The following is an 18,730-nucleotide window of genomic DNA, read 5'->3' on the forward strand; positions in this document are numbered from 1 at the left end:
CTCTCGCGCGCTCCTCAAGCGGTCAGTTCGGGGACGCGCCGATGACGTCCGGCGACCTCGTAATCGTAAGCCATGGCGAGCAGCGCCGGCTCGCTGAAGCGCCGTCCCACGAAGATCAGGTTGAACGGCGAACCCGATTCGTAATAGCCGGCGGGAATGGTCACGCCGGGCAATCCGGCGATGTTGATTTCGCAGACCGTGGTCTCGTGCAGCGTCTCGGTTCCCTCGCGCGGCGGCAAGGCGTCGCGCAATTGCGGGAATACGAGGCCGTCGAGCGCGTGCTTCGTCATCACGTCTTCGAAGATGGCGAGATAGGTTTCGCGCAACGCATAGAAGGCATCGATGACAGGCGGCGCGGCTGCATCGCGCAGATTGGCGGCCATGTCGGGCAGGCTCGACATATAGGTCAGCACGCCCGTTGCGCCGAACGGATCTTCGGCGCGCGTCGCTTCGACGAATTGCGTCCATGTCGTGATGGTGTTGCCGGGTCCCAGGCGTTCGAGGTACTTCTGCATGTCGTAGGGCAGGCTTTCCATGCCGCGCGCGTCGAAGTAATCGGAGCCTGGCGCGGGCATGCCGAGTGCCGCGAAGCCGCTGCCGGCGAAGGGATCGTCGACGAGCACCGCACCGCGCGCTTCGAGTTCCGCCTGCGCGCGCTCGTACAAGTGACGCGTCTCTTCCGACAACGCGCGATCCCGCCATCCCGGTCCGTACAAGCCTAGACGCTTGCCCTTGAGCGCATCTTCACGCAGTCCCGCGGCATAGCCGCCAGCGGGCTTCATGCCGACGCCCGCCACCGTCTTCAAGTCTTCCGCCGAGAATCCGGCCAGTACATCGAGCGTGAGCGCGGCATCGCGTACGCATCGGGCGATCGGACCGACGACATCGCGCGTGCTGCCCGCAAGCGGCATCACGCCTGCATTCGGCACGAGCGCGAAGGTCGGCTTGATGCCGACGAGCGCCTGCGCCGACGCCGGATTCTGGATCGAACCGCCCGTTTCTTCCGCGAGACCGAGCACGGCCATGCTGCCCGCCACGGCGGTGGCCGTGCCGGCGCTGCTGCCGCCCGGCATGAACGCGGTATCGACGGCATTGAGCGTCGGACCCGCCCAGCTATCGTTGGCGTGCGAGCCGGTGGCACTCAGCACCGGCACGTTGGTCTTGCCGAGGATCACGCAGCCCGCCGCGCGCATGCGGGCGACGACCGGCGAATCCGTCGATGGCATCAGGTCCACGCCGCCCGTCTTGCTATAGAGCAGCGTCCAGCCGCCGGTCGTCGGAAAGCCTGCCATGTCCATCGTGTCCTTGACCACGACCGGCACGCCAGCGAGCGGCCCGAGAGCCTCGCCAGCGGCGCGGCGGCGGTCGATCTCGCGGGCATCGTCGAGCGCGGCGGGGTTCAGGAAGTTGAGCGCCACGTAGCGCGGGTTGTAGGTCGCGATGCGATCGAGGAACGCGGCCGTCAGCGTCTCCGACGTGAACGCGCCGCTCGCAAAGCCGGCCTGGACTTGTTCGACCGTCAGCTCGGTTACATCGATAGTTTTCGTCATGATGTTTGATCGCTTGCTTATGGATTGGCGGAAGGAAGGCGCGTCAGGCAATGCCCGCGAACTCGTCGAGCATGGCGGGATCGGTGACGATCTCGGGCGGAATCTCGCGCGTGACCGTGCCTTTCTGCAGGATCAGAATGCGCTCGGACAGCGACGCGATGAAGTTGAGGTTCTGTTCGACCAGCAGCACGGTCAGGCTGCGTGCTTCGGCCACGCTCTTCAACGTGTCGATGATTTCATCGATGATCGATGGCTGGATGCCTTCGGTCGGCTCGTCGAGCAAGATGATCTTCGGGCCGCCGCACAGGCATCGCGCGAGCGCGAGCAACTGCTGTTCGCCGCCCGACAGCGCGCCGCCCGGCCGGTCGAGATAAGCCTTGAGCCGCGGAAAGAGCCCGAGAATGTCCTCGATGGTTTCGCCTTCCGCGCGCTTCGACAACAAGCATCCGACACGCAGGTTCTCCATCACCGAAAGCTGCGGGAAGATCTCGCGCCCTTGCGGCACATAGCCGATACCCGCTTTCGCCCGCGCCGTCGCCGACAGATGCGTGATGTCCGCGCCGTTGAAGCGCACGTGTCCGGCCGTGGTCGGCAAATGGCCGGTGAGCGTGCGCAAAAGCGTGGTCTTGCCCATGCCGTTATGCCCGAGAATGCCGACGCGCTCGCCTTCCCTCACCGTGAAATTGACCTGATTCAGAATGGGAATGCGCCCGTAGCCCGAACAGAGTTGCGAAACTTCGAAGAGAATCGTGTCGCTCATGCCGCGCGCCTCCCGAGATAAACGTCCTTGACGCGCTGATCGGCGAGCACCGTATCCACGGAACCCTCCACCAACACCGCGCCCTGCGAGAACACCGTGACCGTGCGCGCGATCATGCGGATGAACTGCATGTCGTGCTCCACCACCACGAGCGCCTGCGTGCGGTTGATTTCCTGGATCAGCTCCGCCGTGCGATGCACTTCGTCGTGGTTCATGCCGGCGGCGGGTTCGTCGAGCAGTATGAGTTCGGGTTGCTGCGCGAGAACCGTTGCAATCTCCACCCACTGACGCTGACCGTGCGCGAGCTGGCCCACGATACGGTCCGCAATGCTGTCGAGCTTGAGCCGCGTGAGGGTTTCATCGACGATGCGCCGCGCCTGCGCTATCGACTTCCTGCGTCCCGCGCCGATGAACACGTTCTCGCGCACCGAAAGCCCGTTGAAGACATTAGGCACCTGCGTCTTGATGCCCACGCCCAGCCGCGCGATCTGATGCGGATTGCTGCCGGTCACGTCGTTGTTACGAAAGTGGATGCTGCCTTCGGTCGGCTTGAGCTGCCCGGTGAGCATCTTGAAGAAGGTGCTCTTGCCGGCGCCGTTCGGTCCGATCAGGCAGCGCAGTTCGACTTCGCGCAAGGAGAAGTCCACCTCGCGCACGGCGGTCACGCCACCGAAACGCATGGTGACGCCCTTGGCCTGAAGAAGCGGAGGAAGCGCGTTCATGGGCGTGATTCCGGGTTGGCCGCCGCGTTGGGCGCCACGGCCTTGACTTCTTTCGATGAGCTGAACACGCGCAACATCGCCGAGCGCACGACCGGCACCACGCCCTGCGGCACGAGCAGCACGAAGGCCACGAGCACGATGCCGAGCCCGAGGCTCGGGTCGATTACATGCTGCGTGCCCGCCACGTTGATCAGATACTGGATCGCGACCGCGCCGAGAATCGGCCCGATGAGCGTGCCGAGCCCGCCGATCAGCACGGAGATAATGACCTGCGCGGACATCGTGAGCGCGAACACGGTCGGGCTGATGAAGCCGCCCCAGTTGGCGAAGAGACAGCCCGCAGCCCCCGCGATGCCCGCACCCGTCACGAACGCGAGCAGCTTGAAGACGCGCGGGTCGTAGCCGATCAGCATGGCGCGCGTTTCGTTCTCGCGGATCGCCACGACGACGCGGCCGAAGCGCGACGCGAGTATCCACTTGAGGAGCGCATACGCCACGATGAGCGTGCCCATTGCGACATACCACACGCCGATCTGATCGAGCGGCTCGTCGGGCGCGCCGGGCGGCGCGAGCACGGGTATGGCGGGAATACCGTTAAAGCCGCCGAGCACCGCTTCGCCGATGTGATACTGGCTGCCCGAAGTCGAGTTCATCAACTCGAACAGGATCACGGACACGGTGAGCGTGATCACGCCGATATACGCATCGCTGATACGCCCGAAGAACATGAAGTAGCCGAGCAAGGCCGCGAACAGCATGGGCGCGACGATCGCGAGCGCGGCGGAAACGGTGGTGTCGCCGAGATTGATGGCGGCAATGGCATAGGTATAGCCGCCGATGCCGAGGAACGCCGCCTGCCCGAACGAGAGGATGCCGGCGTAGCCCCACACGAAGCCCTGGCTCAGGCCGTAGACCGCCATGGCCGCGAAGAGCGTAGCCTGCATCACGCCGAACGCACTGATGGTTTTCGGCAACGCGAACATGACGACGAGCGCGACGATGATGACGGCGCCCGCGCCGCCCAGACGAAGCGATTTCATGAACTGCGCCTCAGGAATCGACCAGTGATGCCTTGCGGCAGGATGCGGATCAGGAGCACCGCGGAAGCAAGCAGCGCGATGTCGCCGATGACCGGCGTCGACAGAAACGACACGATCTCGTTGATGAAGCCGAAGAGACCCGCCGCGAGCCCGGTGCCCGCGATGATCGCCGGACCGCCGCCCAGCACGGTGATGAATGCCTTCGCGATATACGCGGCACCCATGCCCGGCGATACACCCGAGATCGGCGAGAGCACGCCGCCCGCGAGTCCCGCGAGCGCCGCGCCCAGCGAGAACGTCGCCATGTATACCGCCGACGGCCGCACGCCGAGCGACGCGGCCATCGCCGGGTTCTGCATGGTGGCGCGCAGGATCAGGCCGAAGCGCGTCTTGCGCAGGAGTAGCAGCATCGCGACCATCACGACCACGCAGACGCCTATCAGCACGAGGCTATAGGCGCTCACGTGATACTGCCCGATCGAGAAACTGCCCACGGGCATGGGCACCGACTTGATGACGTTGCCGAAGATCGACGTAATGAGCCCGATCAGCCCGAGACTGATACCCCAGGTCGCGAGCATGGTGTCCATCATCCGGCCATAGAGAAAGCGGATGATGACGCGCTCGAACAGCAGCCCGAACAGTCCGACCACGATGGGCGGCAGGATCAGCATCGAGATCCAGATGTTGATCCCGGCCGTGCTGGCCGTCACCGCCGTGTATGCGCCGAGCATCATGAACTCGCCGTGCGCGAGATTGATGATGCGCATCATGCCGTAGATGACGCCCAGCCCGATCGTGATCAACGCGAGCGTGGCGATGCCCGTCAGCACGTTGAAGGCGAGCAATCCCACGAGATCCGTTGCCATCGCTTAGACTCCGCTCAGACTTGCGGCGTGAACTGCTTGTTGGTGCGCGGCGACTTGATGAGGTCGCACGCACCGCCGGTATCGGACGGGAACTGGTCGTTGAAAGTCTGCAGGATCTCCCACTTCTGGTTCTTCGGACGCGCGAGATAAGCGTTGCGAATGGTGTGATGCGTGGCCGGGTCCATCTTGACCTTGCCCGAAGGCCCGTCGATGGTGATGCCCGTTTCGAGCGCCGCCACGACCTTCGCCTGCTCCACGGAACCGGCCTTCTTCACCGCTTCCGCCCAAAGCATGATGCCCTCGTACGTCGCGGTATCGAGTTCGCCGAGGTCGGTCAGACTCGGGCCGTACTTCGCCTGCATGCCTTTGACGAAGGCATCGGCGGCGGGCGTGCCGAGGTTGTTGTAGAACCCGAAGCAGGTGATGATGCCGTCGGTCGTCGCGGCATCCATGGTGGTGAGTTCGTCGCCGAGACCGAACACGGTCGCGCCGATCGGAATCTTCGACTTCATGCCGGCCGCCGCCCATTGCCGATAGAAGCCGACGTGATTCGCGCCGACGAGCGCCGAGAGCACCATGTCGGGCTTGGCTTCCTGAATGCGGCTGATCGTCGATGAAAAATTGGTGACATCGAGCGGAAAGAAGTCCGTAGCGACCACCGAGCCGCCCGCGGCCTTCACGAACTTGGTCATCCAGCTTGCGGTGATATGACCGTAGTTGTAGTCGGCGGCGATGATATAGACCTTCTTGCCCCAGTTCTTCATCGCGTAGTCGACGATATGATTCACCGTCTGCGCGGGCGTCGTGCCGGTACAGAACACGTTGCGGTCGCACACGCCGCCTTCGTACTGCGTGTTGTAGAAATAAAGCGTTTTGCTGCGATCGAAGATCGGCCGGATGGCTTCGCGCGACGCCGAGGTAATCCCGCCCTGAATCACGTCCACCTTGTCTTGCAAGACGAGTTGCTGCGCGTACTGCGTGTAAAGCTGGATGCTGCTCTGTGTGTCGTAGGCAATCAGCTTGATGGGACGCCCAAGCAGGCCGCCCTTGTCGTTGATCTGATTGACGGCGAATTCGGTTGCCTGAATCATGCGACGGCCTTCGAGGCCGAGCGCACCGGTTCCGTCGAGCAGGCTGCCGAGCTTGATCGGTTCGGCCGCCTGTGCGCTACGGGTCACGTAAGGCCCGACCAGCGCGCCGACGGCTGCCGCCGCACCGAACTTCAACGCTTTACGACGTGATCCGGATTCCATTGTCATCTGTCCGCTCCGCATGCGAGATGTGTGTGATCTGCCCGGTTCAAGTGTACGAAGCCAAAATAAAGCAAACTATTTGTCAATAAAAACCACAGAACGGGCAAATCGGGCATCGACTTGGTATGAGGAATGGACTTCATTCGACGCGATGGCCGCAAGTCGGCTCATCGGTTCGCAAGAGGCCGAGCGCTCGTAGGCCCTGCGCGCGGTGAGTCCGCCCTTCAAGCGCGTACGCGGCTTGCGTTCGAAATCGACGATGTCCGTGTCGCGATGCGTGGTTGGAGCGAAGGCGGCTCGGAGCGACAGCGGCGTGTCGGCAATGCTGCGGTCAAGGCCAACACGACGCGACATTCATCGAACATCGAGCCTCATGGCGGGTATCCGCCAAGTTGAATAATCTCGTGATCCAAACTATATTCAAAGGCAACATCTGCCACGCTCGACGAACGTTCGGGCATTCCGATCAGACCTGGAATACCTAGCATTCCGATGTATTCCCGATGCCTGCTTTCGACCCACTTCCCTGGTGCAGTTAATCGTCACGGCACGGTCACGATTCATGCCGGCGACCGCCCCGCCCGCTGACGCGGCGAACGAACCGCGCCCGTCGTCTTTCACAGGGAACCGGTTGTCGAAGTAACAACGGCGAAGCGTCGTTCGTCGTGAAGATGCGCCACATGTGGAAAGGAACGTCCATGATTACGCCTTCGCTGCAACGCCTCCGTGCTTCTTCGAGACTCGTGCCGCTTGTGCTCGGTGTATCGCTCGCTGCGACGATCGTCGGTCAAACGGCGATGGCAGCCGGTGTTCTGCCGCAGGGAGGCCACTATGCGGCGGGCGCGGGAAGCATCGCGGGGCAGAACGGTCAACTCGTCATCACGCAGCCAGGCTCGACGCGCGGCGTCATCGACTGGAAGAGCTTTTCCATCGGCACAAGCAATGCGGTCGTGTTCAACAACGGCACGGGCGCGACACTCAACCGCGTGACCGGCGGCTCGCCTTCGGAGATCCTCGGACGCCTGAGCGCCACGGGCGGCCTTTACGTAATCAATCCGCAGGGCATCGTCGTGGGGCCTTCGGGTGTCGTCACTACGGGCGGGCGCTTCGTCGCCTCGACGCTGGACGTCGCCAACGACGCTTTCATGAAAAACAGCGGCGCGCTCACCCTGGCGGGCAAGACCGATGGCTTCGTCATCAATCTCGGAAGCATTAGTTCGAGCGGCGGCGACGTGTTCCTGATCGCGCAACGCGCAGTCGTCAATGCCGGCAGCGTGAAGGCGCCCAAAGGCACGGCGGAATTGGCTGTCGGCGAAAAGGTCTTGCTGCAGGACTCGAAGAGCAGCAAGCAGGTGTTCGTGCAGACGGGCAGCGACGGCGTGATCGTGAACAAGGGGCGCATCGACGCCGCGCAGATCGACCTGCAAGCCGCCGATGGCAACGTCTACGCGCTCGCGGGCGAAGGCACGCGCGTGCGTGCGACGGGCACGGCCACGCGCGATGGCCACGTCTGGCTGGTCGCAGGCGACGGCAAGGTCACGCAACGTGGGGTCGTCACGGCGAAGAACGCGGATGGCAGCGGCGGCACGGTCGATACGCAAGCGGCGCAACTCGCGTTCGGCGACAACGCCGAAGTGCACGCCGCGCAGTGGAACATCGCGACGCCATCGATCACGGTACGGTCAGCCACGGCGCACGCGCTGCAAGATAGCCTCGGCGCGGGAACCTCGGTTGCGCTGACCACGACGGGCAGACAGGGGACGAACGGTGACTTGGCCGTATCGGCGGATATGCGGTGGAAAGGCGCCGCCGGTCTCACGCTCGCGGGGTATCGCAACGTCTCGATTGCGCCTCACACGACACTGCGCAACGCGGGCTCGGGCAGCGTCGTGCTGCGCGCGGATGCATCGGCTATCGATAACGGCGGCAGCGTGAAGAACGGCGGCACCATCGACTGGTCGAAAAGCACCGGGACCGTCAGCGCGTTCTACGACATGACCGGCAGCTTCACGCGAGGAACCATCCGCGCGAACGGGGCGTGGAAGGCGCCCGTCTACAGCGGGCTCGTCGGTCAGGTGACGGCATACAAGCTCGTCAATACGCCTGCCGATCTGGATAACGTCGTGCTCGATCTGGCCGGTAACTATGCGCTCGGGAAGGACATTGCGGCGAACCGTTCGGCCTTCGGCTACAGCACGCAGATCGGCAGCGTCGCGACGCCCTTCACCGGACAATTCGACGGCATGGGTCGGACCGTCACGAATCTGAACAGCGTCGAGCGGGGCGAATGCTGCGGACCGGAAGGCTACGCCGCAAGCGGAATGTTCCGCGTGATAGGCCCAACGGGCGTCGTGCGCAACATCAACGTGGATGGCAGCGCTGCGAGCAGTGGTGGTGGTTTCAACGGCGCGGTCGGCGTGCTCGCGGGCCTTAATCAGGGCACGATAGTGAACGCGCATTCTAGCGGCTACGCAAGCGGCACGCTGATCAGTTCGGGCGGTCTCGTGGGAGAGAATGCCGGACTTATCATACGTTCGTCGAGCAGCGCGAGCGCTCGTTCGGATGGGAATGCAGGCGGGCTCGTTGCGGTCAACGCTATCACCGGTGTAATCAGTCAATCCTATGCGACGGGCGACGTGGAAGGTTACGCACATACGGATGGCTCCGGTGGACTGGTCGACGGAAACGCTGGAACGATTACGCAGTCGTACGCGACGGGCAGCGCCTCATTCAGCCCGAACTATTGCGGCTTCGGTGGAGGCACGCTCTGCGCAACGGCGCCGGGTGCGCTTGTGCGGATCAACACCGAAACAGGCAAGATTACGCAGTCGTTCGCAACAGGCATGCTAGTCGACGATCTGACGGTAACCGAAGGGCCACCGCCCGGCGGAATCGCCTTCGAGAACGATGGTTTGATCGGCAAGGACGTGTACTGGAACAAGCAGACGACGGGCGCGCCGGCGGGCGTCACCGTGGGCAATACCGTTCCCGCCTCGCAAGGACGCACTACGGCCCAGATGAGCCAGACAGCGAGTTTTGGCCCGACATATAACTTCGGCACGAACGGCGTCTGGGCAATGCCCGCGGGAGCGACGCATCCTGTGTTGCGGTGGCAGACCGAGCCGTTTTGAGTGGCCAGCGACTTAACACCGTGACGTCACGACGCAAGCTGCCCGGCAGCCCGCAACTCCCCATTTTTACCGAAGCCGCCCTCGCGCTTCAGCGTCCCGCCTCAAGCCGCCACTAAAGATTGGCGCGCCCTCTGCCGTCATTCAATTTGAGTACGACACGCGTCACTCGAGCGCTCGCACAGTGCGTAACGCGCTCCATTGCAAGCGCCTCGTCAGATCGAATCACGACAGCTACAACGGCCGCCTCGCCGCGCCCCTCAGGACATGTTTAATGGATAGGCTCAGAAAACTGCTACGGTCGCGCATCGGCCGCTTCATCGCGTGTGGCATGACCGCAGCCATGCTCGTGGCAGCCGTGAGCGTGCTGCTTTCGCGCGACGAACCGGCCGCTACGCAGACCACGCCGACGGTGGCAGGCGTCGCGAGTCAGATGCGCCGCGATGCGTCGCCGTGGACGCATCGTGAAAAAGACGTCTCGGAGATGATGCGCGATATCCGCGAACACGACGTCGCCGCGATCGGCGTCAGCCGCGACGCCATCCTCGTCTCGACGCTTCGTGCCGACAAATACTTCGTCGCCGATCATAACGGCGCCTTCTCCAACGCCCTGCTGCTCGGCGACCTGAAATCAGGCAACGCGTCGCCCTACCAATTGGTCTGGCTCCCCGATGTCAACGTGCGCACGGGCATGGCGCGCTGGACCGACCGGTTCGACCTCGTGCGCGACGCCTTGAGCTTGCTCTTGCCGATGCTGATGATGGGCGGTCTGATCTGGTTCATGCGCCGCGAAATGCGAGGCGGCGCGCGTCTGCTCGCCAAATCGCCGACGCTGCGTTTCGCCGACGTCATCGGCGCGGGTGCAGCCAAGGCGGCGCTCGCCGATGTGCAGGCGTGGCTCACCGAACCCGCGCAATTCACCGGCATGGGCGTGCGCGCGCCGTGCGGCGTCCTCATGACGGGCGGCCCCGGCGTCGGCAAGACGCGTCTCGCGCAAGCGCTCGCGGGCGAATGCGGCGCCAACTTCATCGCGATCACGGGCAGCTACTTCAGCGCGAAGTATTACGGAGTGGGCATTCAGAAGGTCAAGCATCTGTTCGAACTGGCGCGCAAGAACGCGCCGACGGTCATCTTCATCGACGAGGCGGACGGGCTCGGCAAGCGCACGGATAGCGGCGGCGGTCCGGTGGAAGCCGAAAGCAACCGCATCATCAATCAGTTGCTCGCGGAAATGGACGGCTTCGCTTCGAACGAAGGCGTGATCGTGGTCGCGGCGACCAATCATCCGGACAGTCTCGACGAAGCGTTGCGACGCCCGGGCCGCTTCGACCGGACCATTCAGGTGCGGCTGCCAGATCTCGCGGATCGCGCCGAGATCCTGCGTTTCTATGCGGCCAAGCTGAAGACGAAGCCAGACGATATCGACTTCGATCAGCTCGCGCGTCTGACTACCGGCGTGTCGCCGGCCACGCTGTCGATGATCGTCAATCAGGCGGGTCTCGTCGCGCGCAAGGCGGGCGAGCGCGAAGTCGGTGCAAAGCATTTCGTGGAAGCGGTGAAGATTGCGCGCATCGGCGACATCAACGGTGCGGAACGTGCGTTGTCGGAGAGCGAGCGCAAGCGTATCGCGGTTCACGAAGCCGGACACGGTCTCGTCGCCGCGCTGCTCGGCACGGGCGTGCTGGAAGAAGTCACCATCCTGCCACGCGGCGGCGCGCTGGGCGTGGCGCTGATCACGAAGATGCAGGACAAGCACCTGTACCGCGAAACCGAACTGCGCAACGAGATTCAGGTGCTGCTCGGCGGGCGCAATGCGGAACTGCTGATGTTCCGCGAAGCATCGAGCGGCGCGGCGCACGATCTTCAGGAAGCATCGCGCATCGGTCTCGACATGGTGTCGAAGCAAGGCTTCAACGCGGACGGCGATCTCTTCAGTCTTGCGTCGCTGCCGCAGCAGTATGCGGGCTTGCAGCTCAAGAACGCGATCGAACACGCGAATCGGCTCCTGCACGATCTGAACGATGCCTGCTACGCGCTGCTGCGCGCGAACGAGCCCGTGCTGCGCGCGATTGCCGCGCAGTTGCTGGAGGATGAGACGGTGCCGGGTGATACGGTTTATCGGCTGATTCGCGAGCATGCGGCTGCCTTGGCCGAAGTCGATGAGGTGGTGGAGGCATTGGCTGCGTAGTGCGGCACCTGGCTCGCGCGAGAAGTCATCCGCAAGACAGGCTCTTATCAAGCGATAACTTGCCCGGCGCGCTATCGTGCGTTACCTTGCGAGGCGCCGGGATACGCTCGTGTCCCCGCATATGGCGAAACGCTATCGGGAGACACCGGCATGACCCACATCGACGATGCCTTGAGCGCAACCCTCGAAGCCTTGCTGCGCGAATGGGCGCAAACCGCCGCTGCACGCGACAAAGCCGGCGGCACCGCTCTGCACGAGCGCCGTCTCCTGCGTGAAAGCGGCCTGCTGCGCTTGAGCGTGCCCGAACAATACGGCGGCGGTGGCGCGAACTGGTCCACGACACTCGATGTCGTCCGACGCATGGCGCAAGTCGATAGCTCGCTCGCGCATCTCTTCGCGTTCCATCATCTGCAACTCGCGACTATCCGCCTCTTCGGCCGCGACGCGCAGATTCGCCAGTGGCTCGGCCAAACCATCGAGGAAGGATGGTTCTGGGGCAACGCGCTCAACCCGCTGGATCAGGGCACGCGGGCCGAAGCGGACGGCGCGAACGGCTATATCTTCGACGGCCGCAAGAGCTTTTGCTCCGGCGCCACCGACTCCGACCGGCTTCTCGCTTCCGCATTCAAGTCCGATGGACGTCTTCTGATCGGCGTGGTGCCTACTAAGCGCGCAGGCATCACCATCTTCGACGACTGGGACAACATGGGACAGCGCCAGACCGATAGCGGCACGGTGCGCTTCGATCAGGTGAAAGTCGCAGCCGACGAACTGCTCGACGATCCCGGCCCGCTCTCCAGCCCGTTCGCGTGCTTAAGGCCGCTGCTCGCGCAATCGATCCTGAGCCACATTTATCTCGGCATCGGCGAAGGCGCGCTGCAGGCGGCGCGCGAGTCGACGCTTGCGCAGACGCGTCCGTGGATCGCATCGCCGGCGGCGCGCCCGAGCGAAGACTCATACGTGCTCGCGCATTACGGCGACTTCTGGCTCGCGCTCGAAAGCGCGCGGCTCCTTGCCGAACGCGCCATGCATAAATTCGATACCGCATGGCAACGCGGCCTCGCGCTCACCGAAGACGAACGCGGTGAAGTGGCCGTCGCGGTGGCGGCATCGCGTGTGGCGGCGGCGCGTGCGGGTCTCGATGTAGCGCATCGCATGTTCGACGTGACCGGCGCGCGATCGACCGCCGCCGCGTTACGACTCGACCGCTTCTGGCGCAACGTGCGCGTGCATACGCTGCACGATCCGATCGACTACAAGGTGCGCGAGCTTGGCGAGTGGGCGCTCAACGGACGCATGCCGACGCCATCGTTCTACTCATAGTCCGGCTTCCATCGATACAAACCGGCATATGGACGGCGAAGATGAGCCACGGCCCATACGCCGGTTCGCGCATCATCAACGGCTCGCCGATTCCAGCTCGTGCAGCAACGGCGTCGCGAAATGCAGCACTTCGTAGGCGATCGCCTTGCCCGTTGCAACGGGCTCGCGTTCGCTCACCACTACGCGCGTCAACTTCCACTGCTGTGCGTCCACACCGACCGCCGCGCTGACCACATGCGACTCGGCGGCCGTCTGCCGGTTGCGCTCGATCTCCGCCTTGAACACCGTTTGCAAATCCATGTCCGGTGAGACAGCCAGTTCTTCCTTGTACACGAAGCGTGCGATGCGTGCCGGGCCTCTCGCGGCATCGAGCGCGAAGCGCGTTTCGATTCGCGGCCGTCCGAAACTGTCCGTCACCGTCTTGAAGCGGCCATCGACGAGAAAGGATCCGAAGGCCTCGTCACGACGCCACAGATAAAGCGACGAATAAGTGTTTTCGAGCGCGCCATGACGGCCGCTCTCGCGCAGCAGGAACGCCTTGAAGTGCAGATCGGGCAAGTCGTCCCACAAGGGTCCGCGTTCTTTAGCGCGCGCGCGAATGATGCCGGTGTCGTAATCGGCCGGGAGACGATGAGCATATTGAGCGAGCAGCATAATCGATCCTTTCGAGAGTGAACGAGCGTGGAAGATGCTTGCATTCAGAATACCCATCGCCCTATCATTTGAAAACGATATGAATCGATATTTCAATGATTCGAAAAACGAATGACCATGAAGACTCTCGATATCGAGGCCGTGCAGGCATTCGTGCTCACCGCGGACCTCAAAAGCTTCACCCGCGCGGCCGAGGCGATGGATTCCACGCAATCCGCTATCAGCCTGAAGATCAAGCGTCTGGAAGATAGCCTCGCGCGCCGGCTGCTGGAACGCACGCCACGGCTCGTGCGTCTGTCGGCGGAAGGCAGCGCGTTTCTCGAACCGGCGCGTGCGCTGCTTGCCGCGCATCAGGGCGCGCTCGGTTCATTCGGCGCTGGTACTCGCCGCATGGCGATCGGTATCGGCCACCATATCGTCGGTACGGAACTGCCGCTTTTGCTGCGGCGCGTGAGCGAGGCGGAACCGGGCGTCGTGCTGCAAATGCGAATCGCGTCATCGCGCGACTTGCTCGAGGATTTCGACGCAGGCCTGCTCGATGCCGCCGTCGTTCTGCGCCACGACAGCCGGCGTCTGGACGGCGAGACCATTCATGAGGAAGCGTTCGGCTGGATGGCCGCGCCCGACTTTCAGCATTGCGATGGCGAGCCGCTGCGGCTTGCGACTCAGCCTCCGCCGTGCAGCGTGCGCAGCATGGCAATCGATGCACTCGATACAGCCGGCATCGCGTGGACGGAAGTGTTCGTGGGCGGCGGATTGGGCACGATAGGCGCGGCGGTATCGGCGGGACTGGCAGCTGCCGCGCTCGGACGACGCGTCACGCCGAAGGGAACGATCGATGTCGGATCGCGCTTCGAGTTGCCGCCGCTGCCCGCACGCGATGTCGTCATGTACTCCAGTCTCACCGACCGGCAAGCGCGCGAAACGCTGCGCACGCTTGGCGCAGCAATTCGTTCGACGGCATATGGCAACCCTGCGTCATGAATTCGCGCCCGGTAGCGTTCCTGGCCTGATGTACGCGTGCATGTGCGCCACGTAATCGGGTTTGCCAAGCGGCACGCCATGATGACGAAGGATCGCGTAGGCCGTCATGATATGGAAATAAAACTGCGGCAGCGCCCAGTCGCGCGCGTATTGCTCGCCAGTCATATCGAAGACGACGCCGTTGGGAAGATCGAGCGCGATGGGCCGGCCGCCTACTTCATCGAATGCGTTCGGGGCGACGTTCGACAGAAAGCCGATGGCATCCGCTATGCAGGCTTTTGCATCCGTGAAAGTGCCGGGTTGCTCGTTCGAATGAGCGCCTTCCGCGCGCAGCGCTATCAGCGCATCGGGCAGCGCCGCGCCAAGCAGACGATGCACCGGCTCCTGCGCCTGAAAGCAGGCGAAGCGCACCTGTGCCGCGAGCGGAAACATGTCGGGCGCGAGACGCAACGGCAGCAATGCATCGGCGGTCATGCCACGCGCTTTCTCATGCGCGTCGGCCTTGTCGAGCCAGGCGGCAAGTCCTTTCAGCATTTGCGTGAAAGTGGGGACAAGCAAGGTAGTCGGCTGCATGGTCGCTCCCGGAAGTAAGACGCTGCCATCATATACGCCTCGCGCGTCGGGCTTCCCCCTCGCACATGCACGTTGCGGTGCGCAAACGCTTACATGCGATTCATCGTCGAGCGCTCGCATGTCGTGCGATACATGCGCCATCGCTTCGGCAAAGCATCGACAATCCGACGCCTAAATTACTCTAACCTTACGGTCTGCGTGACGGCGCGCAAATCATGAAAACCTATGAGCGATCCCGAACCTAAGTCGCTCTGAAGTCGTGGGATATTCAAGGATGGACAGTCAGTCAAGAGCGACCCGATGCGCGACTCCGAGATACGAATCGAACTCGTCTGCGACGAGCCTGGCTTGCGTGCGCTCAAGGACGAATGGGAGACGCTTTGGCTGAAAGCACAGGGCCGCTACTTCCAGCGTTTCGATGTGTGTCTGCTTGCGTGGCTGCACGTTGCCAAACCGCGACGCCGCAAGTTGCGCTGTATCGTCTTGCGCGAGAACGGCGAGCTTCGGCTGGTGTGGCCGCTCGTTACTTATCGACGCGCACTGTGGACGTATCTGCTGCCCCTTAGCCCCGATGCCGGCGATTACACCAGCGTGCTCGTCGAGGACGGTCAGGACGCACGGGCGCTGATCGAGCGCGCATGGCGTATTGCGTGTGAACGCTTCAAGACGGATTTCATCCACCTGCCTTATATGAACGAAGGGTCGGAGTTGCATCGCATTGCGTCGGCGGAGCGGCATATTCTCGGCCGGTCGCGACATGAATCGTGGATAGCGAAATTGCGCGACGAAAGCGACTGGAAGAGGTTCTCCGGTTCGCTCGGCACGATGTTCGGCAAGAAGCCCGGTCAGCTCGAACGTCGCTTGGCCAAGGAAGGCGCACTGAGTATTCGTATGGTCAATACATCGGATACCGAAGCAATCTCGCGCTACGTGCGCTGGATGCTCGAATCCAAGCGTGGCTGGAGCGACCGTGTCGGCAAGCGCGGAAAATGGCTGTTTTCGCCGTACTATGAACGCTTTCTCATCTCCACGCTCACCTATCGCGGCGAGACGTCCGACAAGGAACCGCCCGCGCGACTCATGATGGTGACACTCGACGACCAGCCAATGGCCGCGGTCATCATGAGTCACGGCAATCCGATGGCGAACGCCGTTATCGCGGGATTCAATGCGGAATACGGCCGGTTCGGGCCGGGCTCCATTGCATGGGAACACAGCGTGAAGTGGGCCTTCGAGCAGCGCTATGACATCGACTTCGGGGTGGGTTCCGAGCGCTTCAAGACCTACTGGAGCCGCAACAACGGCAGCCATGCATGGACGATGCAGATTGCCAATACGACATGGGGATTGATCGGCTACCGTGTCGTGCGGACGTTGCGCGATCTCGTCAGCGCGGCGCGAGGGACATCGAAGGGAACGCCTGCGCCCGAGGGGGAAAGCGCTCCCGCGCGCGGCAAGGGATGAGTCGCGCCGCGCGCTTTATTCAAGCGCGGCGTCTTCCACGAGACGCGCCTTGAGCGCGCGAATGCGACGATCGACAAAATAACCGCCGCCTTCCGTATAACGCAAATAGAGCCTGCCGCACTTCGAGCATTCCCACACGTCGCAGCGGTTATACGGAAAGTAGCGCGGCGCGATAGGTGCCTCCGCCGACCAGTATTGCGAATTCCCCGGCGGATACTCCGCGTAAGTCGGCTCGGGAACATTCGGCGGCATGAGCGTGCCGACCTGAACGAGCGCCGCTTCGTCTAGCGATAAAGGCTGCGATTGCCAGCCATCGAGGGCCGTCTTCGTGCAGTCGCATGCAACACCCCGCGCGCGATCTTCGGCGGCTTGCGCGCGTTCTGCGAGTGCTGCGGCGTTGAGCAATGGATGCATGGCGGTGGGGTCTCGATGCAATGCGCCGATTATCGTAGATACCTTCCATCGCGACAGACCACGGACAAGCGCCGATGCAAGGTCGCCCGCTAATCGGCAAGTCGGCAACTCGGCAACTCGGTAACTCGCTGAAACGAACGAAGGTCTTTCAGAACTCGACCAGCGCGAAGTCTTCCTTGCCGACATCGCACAGCGGGCAGCGCCAGTCGTCCGGAATGTCGCTCCAGCGCGTGCCGGCTGCAACGCCGTGTTCAGGATCACCCGTGGCTTCGTCGTAGATCCATCCGCAGATCACGCAGACCCATTGCTTGAATTCGGATTCGACGTGGGAGCGTGCCGCTGGCGGCTGCTCGTCCTTGAGCGTCTCGTCCGCTGCGCCACGGTCGAGCGTGACCACCAGCGGGTCTGCGCCCCGCTCGCGATCGGCGGCGAGGTACGCGTCGAGTTCGGCATGAAGACGTCGCGCTTCTTCCACGGTCAGATCGATCCAGTAGGGATCGCCAGCGCCGCTATTCAAACGAGCCGGAGCAAACTGCAATTCGAGTGCCGCGCCTTTTTTGTACATGGATTCTGTTCGACTTCTTATTTCGGATAGGTCAAATGATGCTGAATTTCGATGCCTGACTTGACATGCGCGCCCGCGATGAGGTTCGTCGGCAAGCCGACATCGGACGATCTGTTGCGCGTCGCGTTGCGCGGTCTGATCGGCACACTTCGATAAAGCCGCCTAGAGTCACTTAAAGCCGCCTGGAGCCGCTCAAAATCGCTCGATTGCGCCGATCTGCACGCCGCGAATCGGCGCACCCGGATACGCGGCCGGAAGCCCCGTCACATTCACACCGCGCAAGGTGAAGGTGGCATCGCCGCGATTACGCAGCATCGCGCCTGTCGCGTAGAACATCAATGTCTTCGAAAGATCGTATTCGCACGCAATGCTGAACTGGTCCGCGTTATTGTCGCCGCCCGATCGATCGCGCGCATAAGCATAACCAAGCGATGCGCGCAGAGCCGGCGAGAACGCGTAGCGCATCGAGACGGACATGCCGTCGTCGTGATAACGCGGCGATCCGCCATCGCCATTGAAGAAGTTGAGAAACGCCGTCGTCTTGCCGAAGCGATACGACACGCCACCTAGATTCGAACGTAGCCCCGTGCTGCCCTGCGTGTCCTGATGCGCGTAAGCAATACGGAACGGCCCGTTGCGATACGCGAAGGTTTCGTAATTGCCCGACAAGCCATTGCCCGCGCCGGCATCGCGCAAGGCGAACATGATGGTCGTCGTGAAGCCGTGAATGTCCGGCGACAGATACGTGATGCCGTTGTCCGTATAAGGCGTGATCTTCGACAGGTTGTTGAGACCCGATGCGATCGTCCCGGCACCGAAGGCGTCGAGTTGTCCCTTGAACGGAATGTAGATCGGCGAATACTGACGCCCCATGCGCACTTCGCCCCACGGCGCGCCGACGCCGATCCATGCCTGACGATTGAACAAGGTGCCCGCGGTCGCAAGCGTCCCATCAGCGGAACTGAAGCCGCTTTCGAGATCGAACAGGAGACGCGTGTCGCCAGTCAGTGGTTCGGCGCCCCGCATGCCGAAGCGCGAACCGCGATACGCGCCCGAATCCATGCGCGGCGTCCACCCTGAACCGGGATTCGTCACCTCGATGCTCGTGTCGATCGTTCCATACAAGGTCACGGCGCTTTGCGCATGAACCGCCGTAGCGCCCATGCCAAACGTGCCTAGCAGGGTCAGGGCCAGACAGCGGCCCGAAAGAGATGTAAGACGCATATTGTTGTTGTGCTGACGC

The 18,730-nt window shown here is 63.0% G+C and carries 17 protein-coding genes; 5 read left to right on the forward strand and 12 right to left on the reverse strand.

Annotation, left to right across the window (positions count from 1 at the left end):
• Positions 1–14: 14 nt before the first annotated feature.
• The 7 genes from ACYQ47_RS11755 to ACYQ47_RS11785 form a co-directional block, all read right to left on the reverse strand.
• Positions 15–1,550, reverse strand: coding sequence for an amidase (locus ACYQ47_RS11755; protein ID WP_250511125.1), 1,536 nt, complete (start codon positions 1,548–1,550; stop codon positions 15–17).
• 43 nt (positions 1,551–1,593) lie between these two features.
• Positions 1,594–2,310 carry an ABC transporter ATP-binding protein gene (locus tag ACYQ47_RS11760; protein WP_244830232.1) on the reverse strand — a complete coding sequence of 239 codons (717 nt, stop codon included), beginning with the start codon at positions 2,308–2,310 and terminating at the stop codon, positions 1,594–1,596.
• Positions 2,307–3,032: an ATP-binding cassette domain-containing protein gene (locus ACYQ47_RS11765; protein WP_244830231.1), complete on the reverse strand. Its 726-nt coding sequence runs from the start codon at positions 3,030–3,032 to the stop codon at positions 2,307–2,309. The genes ACYQ47_RS11760 and ACYQ47_RS11765 overlap by 4 nt, the downstream gene beginning before the upstream one ends.
• Positions 3,029–4,072: a branched-chain amino acid ABC transporter permease gene (locus tag ACYQ47_RS11770; protein WP_244830230.1), complete on the reverse strand. Its 1,044-nt coding sequence runs from the start codon at positions 4,070–4,072 to the stop codon at positions 3,029–3,031. The genes ACYQ47_RS11765 and ACYQ47_RS11770 overlap by 4 nt, the downstream gene beginning before the upstream one ends.
• Positions 4,069–4,941 carry a branched-chain amino acid ABC transporter permease gene (locus ACYQ47_RS11775; RefSeq protein WP_250468144.1) on the reverse strand — a complete coding sequence of 291 codons (873 nt, stop codon included), beginning with the start codon at positions 4,939–4,941 and terminating at the stop codon, positions 4,069–4,071. The genes ACYQ47_RS11770 and ACYQ47_RS11775 overlap by 4 nt, the downstream gene beginning before the upstream one ends.
• A 14-nt stretch (positions 4,942–4,955) precedes the next feature.
• The gene (locus ACYQ47_RS11780) at positions 4,956–6,200 is read right to left on the reverse strand and encodes an urea ABC transporter substrate-binding protein (RefSeq protein ID WP_244830228.1); all 1,245 of its coding nucleotides are present in this window, start codon (positions 6,198–6,200) and stop codon (positions 4,956–4,958) included.
• Positions 6,201–6,269: 69 nt separating this feature from the next.
• The gene (locus ACYQ47_RS11785; protein WP_459905459.1) at positions 6,270–6,548 is read right to left on the reverse strand and encodes a hypothetical protein; all 279 of its coding nucleotides are present in this window, start codon (positions 6,546–6,548) and stop codon (positions 6,270–6,272) included.
• 344 nt (positions 6,549–6,892) lie between these two features.
• Here ACYQ47_RS11785 and ACYQ47_RS11790 point away from each other — a divergent pair, with 344 nt between their 5' ends.
• The 3 genes from ACYQ47_RS11790 (at position 6,893) to ACYQ47_RS11800 (ending at position 12,833) form a co-directional block, all read left to right on the forward strand.
• On the forward strand, positions 6,893–9,325 hold the full coding sequence (locus ACYQ47_RS11790; protein WP_459905460.1) for a two-partner secretion domain-containing protein: 2,433 nt from the start codon (positions 6,893–6,895) through the stop codon (positions 9,323–9,325).
• A 328-nt stretch (positions 9,326–9,653) separates the two neighbouring features.
• Positions 9,654–11,510, forward strand: a complete 1,857-nt coding sequence (locus tag ACYQ47_RS11795) for an AAA family ATPase (protein WP_459905461.1) — start codon at positions 9,654–9,656, stop codon at positions 11,508–11,510.
• Between the two features lie 150 nt (positions 11,511–11,660).
• Positions 11,661–12,833, forward strand: a complete 1,173-nt coding sequence (locus ACYQ47_RS11800) for an acyl-CoA dehydrogenase family protein (protein WP_459905462.1) — start codon at positions 11,661–11,663, stop codon at positions 12,831–12,833.
• A gap of 75 nt (positions 12,834–12,908) precedes the next feature.
• On the opposite strand, the gene ACYQ47_RS11805 is transcribed toward ACYQ47_RS11800, so the two are convergent.
• The gene (locus ACYQ47_RS11805) at positions 12,909–13,487 is read right to left on the reverse strand and encodes a DUF4865 family protein (RefSeq protein WP_250527514.1); all 579 of its coding nucleotides are present in this window, start codon (positions 13,485–13,487) and stop codon (positions 12,909–12,911) included.
• Between the two features lie 117 nt (positions 13,488–13,604).
• Here ACYQ47_RS11805 and ACYQ47_RS11810 point away from each other — a divergent pair, with 117 nt between their 5' ends.
• The gene (locus ACYQ47_RS11810) at positions 13,605–14,471 is read left to right on the forward strand and encodes a LysR family transcriptional regulator (RefSeq protein WP_250494336.1); all 867 of its coding nucleotides are present in this window, start codon (positions 13,605–13,607) and stop codon (positions 14,469–14,471) included.
• Here ACYQ47_RS11810 and ACYQ47_RS11815 read toward each other — a convergent pair.
• Entirely contained in the window at positions 14,466–15,044 is a 579-nt protein-coding gene (locus ACYQ47_RS11815; RefSeq protein WP_244830222.1) for a DUF1993 domain-containing protein, read from the reverse strand. The genes ACYQ47_RS11810 and ACYQ47_RS11815 overlap by 6 nt on opposite strands.
• Before the next feature lie 300 nt (positions 15,045–15,344).
• Here ACYQ47_RS11815 and ACYQ47_RS11820 point away from each other — a divergent pair, with 300 nt between their 5' ends.
• Complete coding sequence (locus ACYQ47_RS11820; protein ID WP_459905463.1) at positions 15,345–16,508, forward strand: GNAT family N-acetyltransferase; 1,164 nt, start codon at positions 15,345–15,347, stop codon at positions 16,506–16,508.
• Between the two features lie 15 nt (positions 16,509–16,523).
• Here ACYQ47_RS11820 and ACYQ47_RS11825 read toward each other — a convergent pair whose 3' ends face one another.
• The 3 genes from ACYQ47_RS11825 to ACYQ47_RS11835 all read right to left on the reverse strand — a co-directional run bounded on the left by ACYQ47_RS11825 (position 16,524) and on the right by ACYQ47_RS11835 (position 18,711).
• Positions 16,524–16,922, reverse strand: coding sequence for a hypothetical protein (locus ACYQ47_RS11825; RefSeq protein ID WP_250494272.1), 399 nt, complete (start codon positions 16,920–16,922; stop codon positions 16,524–16,526).
• Positions 16,923–17,070: 148 nt separating this feature from the next.
• A complete protein-coding gene (locus ACYQ47_RS11830; protein WP_459905464.1) occupies positions 17,071–17,487 on the reverse strand; it encodes a rubredoxin in 417 nt (138 codons plus the stop codon).
• 192 nt (positions 17,488–17,679) lie between these two features.
• Positions 17,680–18,711, reverse strand: coding sequence for a porin (locus ACYQ47_RS11835; RefSeq protein WP_250511115.1), 1,032 nt, complete (start codon positions 18,709–18,711; stop codon positions 17,680–17,682).
• Positions 18,712–18,730: the final 19 nt, after the last annotated feature.

Source organism: Caballeronia sp. HLA56, from assembly GCF_054655155.1.